This is a genomic window from Candidatus Schekmanbacteria bacterium (assembly GCA_003695725.1).
In the GTDB taxonomy this organism is placed as follows: Bacteria; Schekmanbacteria; GWA2-38-11; order GWA2-38-11; family J061; genus J061.
In genome coordinates this window covers 1-6,424 of the sequence record RFHX01000032.1, presented here as the reverse complement: position 1 = coordinate 6,424, position 6,424 = coordinate 1, and the positions used below count along the sequence as shown (strand labels likewise).

At 37.3% G+C, this 6,424-nt stretch carries 5 protein-coding genes; 3 read left to right on the top strand and 2 right to left on the bottom strand.

Annotated features, from left to right (window positions below):
- Positions 1 to 77 precede the first annotated feature (77 nt).
- From amrB to amrS, 3 genes are read left to right on the top strand one after another with little or no spacing between them, the layout of a single operon-like run.
- The gene (gene amrB, locus D6734_01260) at positions 78 to 1,619 is read left to right on the top strand and encodes an AmmeMemoRadiSam system protein B (protein ID RMF97818.1); all 1,542 of its coding nucleotides are present in this window, start codon (positions 78 to 80) and stop codon (positions 1,617 to 1,619) included.
- Position 1,620: 1 nt separating this feature from the next.
- Positions 1,621 to 2,667, top strand: coding sequence for a DUF362 domain-containing protein (locus D6734_01255; protein ID RMF97817.1), 1,047 nt, complete (start codon positions 1,621 to 1,623; stop codon positions 2,665 to 2,667).
- 5 nt (positions 2,668 to 2,672) lie between these two features.
- Positions 2,673 to 3,812, top strand: coding sequence for an AmmeMemoRadiSam system radical SAM enzyme (amrS, locus tag D6734_01250; protein ID RMF97816.1), 1,140 nt, complete (start codon positions 2,673 to 2,675; stop codon positions 3,810 to 3,812).
- A gap of 1 nt (position 3,813) precedes the next feature.
- Here the strand turns inward: amrS and D6734_01245 are convergent, their stop codons facing one another.
- Both D6734_01245 and D6734_01240 read right to left on the bottom strand, forming a co-directional pair.
- Positions 3,814 to 5,295 carry a colanic acid exporter gene (locus tag D6734_01245; protein RMF97815.1) on the bottom strand — a complete coding sequence of 494 codons (1,482 nt, stop codon included), beginning with the start codon at positions 5,293 to 5,295 and terminating at the stop codon, positions 3,814 to 3,816.
- Between the two features lie 11 nt (positions 5,296 to 5,306).
- Positions 5,307 to 6,424 (bottom strand): colanic acid biosynthesis glycosyltransferase WcaL (locus tag D6734_01240; protein ID RMF97814.1); only part of this gene is annotated, 1,118 nt, incomplete at its 5' end.

Genomic DNA, 6,424 nt, shown 5'->3' with positions numbered 1-6,424 from the left:
TCCAACAACCTTTTTTCTTTTTTCTTTCTACTACAATTGAAATTTGAAATACTTTTATAATTTCATATAATGAATTTATGAAACACTTAAAGCTTATCGCTGTAAATATAATTTTTCTTTTACTATTTACCTCCTGCGGTAATGCAAAGGAGAAAGGAATGGTAAGGCCGTCCGTACTTGCTGGCAGCTGGTATCCAGCAGACAAGGATACACTCGAAGGGACAATTGAAAACTATTTCGAATCAACTAAAGAGAAAGTCAAAGGTATATCAACATATAAACCTGTAGCGCTTATCGAACCTCATGCAGGATACATATATTCAGGCAAAGCAGCTGCCGCCGGATATAATTGTCTAAAAGGCAAAGACATTGAAAGAGTCATTATTCTTGCCCCCTCACACTATGCATATTTCGAAGGAATTGCATTGTCATCGGCGGATTATTTTGAAACCCCTCTTGGTCGCATACCTGTTGAAAAGGCAATCTGCTCAAAACTATCTAAAATAAAAGGATTCTCTTACAACGACAGTGCCCACAGCAGAGAACATTCTATTGAAATACAACTCCCTTTCCTTCAAAGAGCGCTCGATAATTTCAGCATTATACCGCTACTGGTAGGTGAAGTAGAAGGCAGTGAATACAAAAGATTTGCTGATAGTATCAAGCCATTCATCAATGATAAAACGATTGTGATTGCAAGTTCAGATTTTACTCATTATGGCAGCCGTTTTGGTTATCTCCCATTTAGAAAGGATATCCCCGAAAACCTCAAAAGGATTGATATGGCTGCTGAAGATTTTATCTTAAAAAAGGATTCTACAGGTTTTATAAAATACTTCAACGAAACAGGAATTACCATCTGCGGAAGAAAACCAATTGCAATTCTTTTAAATCTTCTCGATGAATCAGCAAAAGGTAAACTTCTTATCTATTACACCTCAGGAGAGATTACGGGCGATTACAACAACTCGGTAAGCTACGCCACAACGATTTTTTATGATTCTGCAAAGAAAGTTCAAACAAATAACAAAAAAAGCAAAAGGAAGGAATCAGGAAAATATTTAACAGAGGAAGAGAAGAAAACTCTTTTAAAACTTTCAAGAGCTGTATTGAGACGCTATCTTGAAGGCAAAGCGACTGATGATGAATTTCTCAATACTTTCAATATTACAGATAAACTCAGGGAAAAAAGAGGCGTATTTGTTACTCTGAAAAGAAGGGAAATGCTCAGAGGTTGTATCGGATATGTCCTCGGGATTGAGCCTCTTTATAAAGCAGTGAGAGACAACACGATAAATGCCGCTTCAAGAGACCCAAGATTCGAACCTGTACAGCCTTATGAAGAAAAAGAATGTGAAATAGAGATTTCTGTCCTTACTGTCCCTGAAGAGATGTCTGATATTTATGATTTTGAAATAGGAAAACATGGATTGATAATCGAAAAAGGATGGGGACGCGGGCTTCTTCTTCCCCAAGTGCCTGTTGAATATGGATGGGATAAAAAAACATTCTTAGAACAATTATGCAGAAAGGCAGGATTGCCCACCGACGCTTATAAAAGCGGTGCAAAATTATGGCGTTTTGAAGCAGAAGTTTTTTCTGAAGAAGACTTCAAATAAAATGAAGAGAAGAACCTTTATTGCCGCAATTGCTTCCACATTTTTCGCTTTCTTGAATTCATTTGAAAAAAGGAAAGCGCAAGCCAGCAGTTTTTTTGATGAAATTGCAAATAAATTATTTAAAAGAGATAAAAAATCGAAAAGCGCTATCCCAAAAATCAATATAAAAAGAAATGCCGAAGTGATCCTATGCAGAGCATCGACTCCCAAAAAAGGCAGAAAAAAGATTGGTGTCTCTGAATTTCAAAATATCTTTGAAAAATCCGTTAAAACACTTTTCAATGTCAAAAACCATAGCGATGCAATCAATGCCCTATTCTCAAAAGATGATATTATTGGCATAAAGGTTAATTGTCTTGCCGGCAGAGGCCTTTCATCAAATCCCCTATTAGTCAAAGCCATTATTGAAAGTTTGAAAAATTCTGGTTTTGATGAAGAACAGATTATTATATGGGACAGGACTGATAAAGACCTGATTCGTGCCGGCTATGAAATAAATAGGGGTAGTGGGGTAAGATGTTTTGGCACAAATATGGATTATGAAAGCGAAATCTCTTTTTCAGGAAGCATTGGAAGTTGTTTCAGCAGGATTTTGACGCGTGAATGCACTGCCATTATCAATATTCCTGTTCTAAAAGACCATGACCTTGCAGGCGTATCAATAGGAATGAAGAATTTTTACGGCGTAATTCACAATCCTAATAAATATCATAGTGACGCCTGTAATCCCTTTGTGGCAGATTTAAACAATCACTCCGAAATTCGCAATAAATTGAGACTTACTGTGTGTGATGCTTCCATAGCACAGTACCATGGTGGCCCTGCATACAATCCAAATTATTCATGGCAATTAAACAGCATACTTGTAGCAACAGACATTGTCTCACTGGATAGTATTGGATGGAAACTAATCGAAGAAAAACGAAAGGAAAAAGGTCTGAAATCATTAAAGGAAGAGAAAAGAGAACCCATTTACATTCAAACTGCCCAAGATTTGGGCATTGGAATATGTGACAGGGCAAGGATCAAACTTACTGAAATTCAATAAATTTCATGGAACGAAGAGAATTCATAAAATGCATTGTTCAGGGCGGCTGTGCCTACGCTCTTATGAAAAGCGCAGTAGAATTTGTCACACCTTCCACTTCCCCAATGACTGCTTTGGCTGAAAACAGCACAAAATTGAAAGAATGTATGTTCTATAAGAAATTGGATGGTCTTCGTATAGAATGTGAGATTTGTCCCAAGAAGTGCAGAGTTGCCGATATGGAAAGAGGCTATTGCGGAAACAAGGAAAATCATGGAGGAAAATACTATACACTTGTGTACTCTAGGCCCTGCGCCATTCACACAGACCCCATCGAGAAAAAACCGCTTTTTCACTATCTTCCCGGAACCACGGCTTTTTCGCTTGCCACAGCAGGATGCAATTTTGAATGCAAATTTTGTCAGAATTGGGAGATAGCACAGTTTAGGCCAGAACAGGTTGATAGCATTTACCTTAGCCCTGAAGATGTATGCCGGGAAGCAAAGAGGAAAGGTGCTCCATCCGTTGCATGCACTTATTCAGAACCGGTAGTTTTTTATGAATATATGCATGACATTGCAGTTTATGGAAGAAAAATAGGCATAAACACTGTAATGATTTCAAATGGTTTCATTCAAAAAGAACCTATGGAGGAACTTTGTAAATATCTTGCTGCTGTTAAGATTGACCTCAAAGCGTTTACAGAAAAATTTTATAAAGACACTTGCAGTGGTGAATTAAAACCAGTTCTTGATACTCTTCAACTTCTAAAAAATAGAGGAATGTGGTTTGAAATCGTTGTGCTGATTATACCAACGCTTAATGATTCAAAAAAAGAAATAAGAGAAATGTGCCAATGGATAGTTAAAAATTTGGGCAGAGATGTACCTGTGCATTTTTCCCGTTTTCATCCAACTTACAAGATCAAGAATTTGCCAATAACTCCAATCTCTACTCTTGAAATGGCAAGAAATACAGCAATGAATGAAGGTGTAAATTTTGCCTATATTGGAAATGTTCCGGGACATCCTGGCGAAAGCACCTATTGTCCAAATTGCAGAAAAAAGATAATAGGCAGGATTGGGTATTACATCACTTCAATAGGAATCAAGAAAGGAAGATGTGTCTATTGCAATCATTCCATTCCTGGCATTTGGGAAATGTAAGTTATCCCTCTTTAGCTTTTATACCAAGAATCTCAAAAAAGGCATAAAGGTAATCTCTATTAAAGAGATAACTCATTAAAGTATAAATTGTAATTCCAAATAAAACAGCAAGAAAAAGATAAAGATAATCACTTACAAATTTTGAAATTAGCAAACCGAATAACACTATTAGCAGAGACATTACAACACTGTTCAAGAATGGTTTATAAAGATAGTCAATCAAATTGGAAACTTTGAGATTTATCAAGCGGAAAACTATATAAAATGAAGGATAAAATAGAGCAAAAGAAACTATTGCATATGCGATAGCGACACCGATTACTCCCCATCTAAGCCCTACGATAAAAGAGATGATGGCGCAAGTTTCCGTCACAAGCCCCCAGCGAAACATTATGTCAGTACGTCCCTTTGCTTGATAAATGGCACCAACTGTCGTGCCAATTGATTGTATGAGACCAACGGGGGATAATATCATAATCAATAAAATTACAGGTTCCCACTTAGTGCCAAAGAGTGATACTATAAATGGCTTAGACAAAGTGAAAACCCCTGCCATCAATGGGAAGGTTATCAATGCGATAGTTGAAGAAACTTTCAGATAAATATTTGCCAAACGCTGATTATCGTCTTGGAGGTTTGAATAAACTGGAAACATCACACGGCTGATAACCTTTGAAATATTCTTTACCGGGAAGAGTAGAATACGATATGCCAAGGTATAGTAACCTAAATCTTGAGCTCCAAGATATCTTCCTATTAGAAGATAATCTGCATTTCTTGCAAAATAGTTGAAAACTGCAAAACCCGTAAGATTTAAACTATAGTTTTTGATAGATTTAACCTCATTCCAATTAAAAACTAACCGGGGACGCCACGATGTTGAAAACCATAATAGCACTGTCGTCATTGTTACATTTGTAAGAATCTGCATAACCAAACTCCATACTCCAGCGCCTAATAGAGCAAGGACTATACCTGCAATCGAACCGCTTAGTACTGCGGCAAGCTCTATCTTTGCCAAAGTACCAAAAGAGAGAGACCGCTCAAGAAGAGCTTGATGTAATATTGTAAAGCCTGAAATAAAAAAACCGAGCGATAGGGCTTGTAGAACAGGTGTAACTTGTGGATTATTATAAAGCATAGCACCCAATGGAGCTCCCAAAAAAACCAATAGCATCGAAAAAGTTCCAAAGCCAGTATTTATCCAAAAGATGCTTGAGAGAAGTTCATCTGATAATTCTCTTCTCTGAATGACAGCTGCAGATGTACCGAGATCTTTAAAAATGGAGATAAATCCAATTACGACAATTGCCATGCTGATTAAACCAAACTCCGATGGAGCCAAAAGCCGCGCCAATACAATTGTAGTGATTAACTGCGCTATCTGCCTTCCTGCTTGGGCAATCCCTGACCATCTGACGCCTGTGATTGATTGGCTTTTTATATTAGATCCAATTTCGCCATTGCGTCCATTTAAATACATTGTGTCCCCGTCTAAGATAATAGCTTTTGATATATACCAATTAATTGTTTGCTAAGATTCGTAATATCGTACTTTTCCTTGACATAGCATCTGCCTTCTTCTCCCATCTTCATTCTTTTTTCTGGATCTTCTATGAGGTGAACAATCTTTTCTGCCAAAGCATCTGAATCTTTTTCCGGCACAAGATATGCGGATTTGTCCACATTAACAGTTTCTGGAATCCCGCCAATAGAGGTTGCAACGACCGGAAGTCCTGCTGCCTGCGCCTCAACCAATACAAGCCCTTGCCCTTCCTCTGCACCATCGGCTGAAACAATACTGGGAAAAAGAAAAATGTCTGCAGAATTATAACAGTCTATTATCTTCTCATCGCTTACTAAACCCAAAAAAACCACTGCATCGCTCATCCCCAAATTTCCAGCAAGATTCTCCAAATCCTTTTTCAGCGGGCCATCACCTGCAATAATGTATTTGACATTTTTATATTTTCCTCTAAGCTTTGCCAATGCTTCGAGAGCATATCTATGCCCTTTTTCCTCAACCAATCTGCCTACAGTCAAGATAAGCAGCTCGTCTCCCTTTTTTTTATTTTTCTTTTCACAAAGTTGAAATCTTTCAGTCCTGATTCCCATTGGAAGAATAGAAATCTTCTTCTCATCACAACCAAGGGCAATCGCCTTATTTCTGATAAAACTTGTATTAGCTGTAAAAAAATCTCCCTTTCGGAAAAGATTCTTATAAACATCCATACCAGCCGTCTTGGGATAACAATTGATGTCATAACCATGAAAACTCGTGACAAGTTTTCCCGAAATTCCTGATTCTTTGAGGAAAAGCCCCATAATACCAATCGTGCCAAAATGACAGTGTATTATGTCAAAAGACTCATCCAAAAAAGGAATTATTCTATACAGATGATTCAAAGAAAGAGATTCTTTCCCATATTTTAGAAAATTTAGAGAATTTAAAATCTGATATGGTCTTCTATAAAAATTTTTGATAGCAATATAAATCCCTTTAAAAATCCTGATGATCTTGTTTTGAGGAATGGAAAGATATTCAACTCGTTTCATCAAGTCATATCTGTCAATATCACTGTGGACCTTCATTTCATTTGGCTGGTATATGG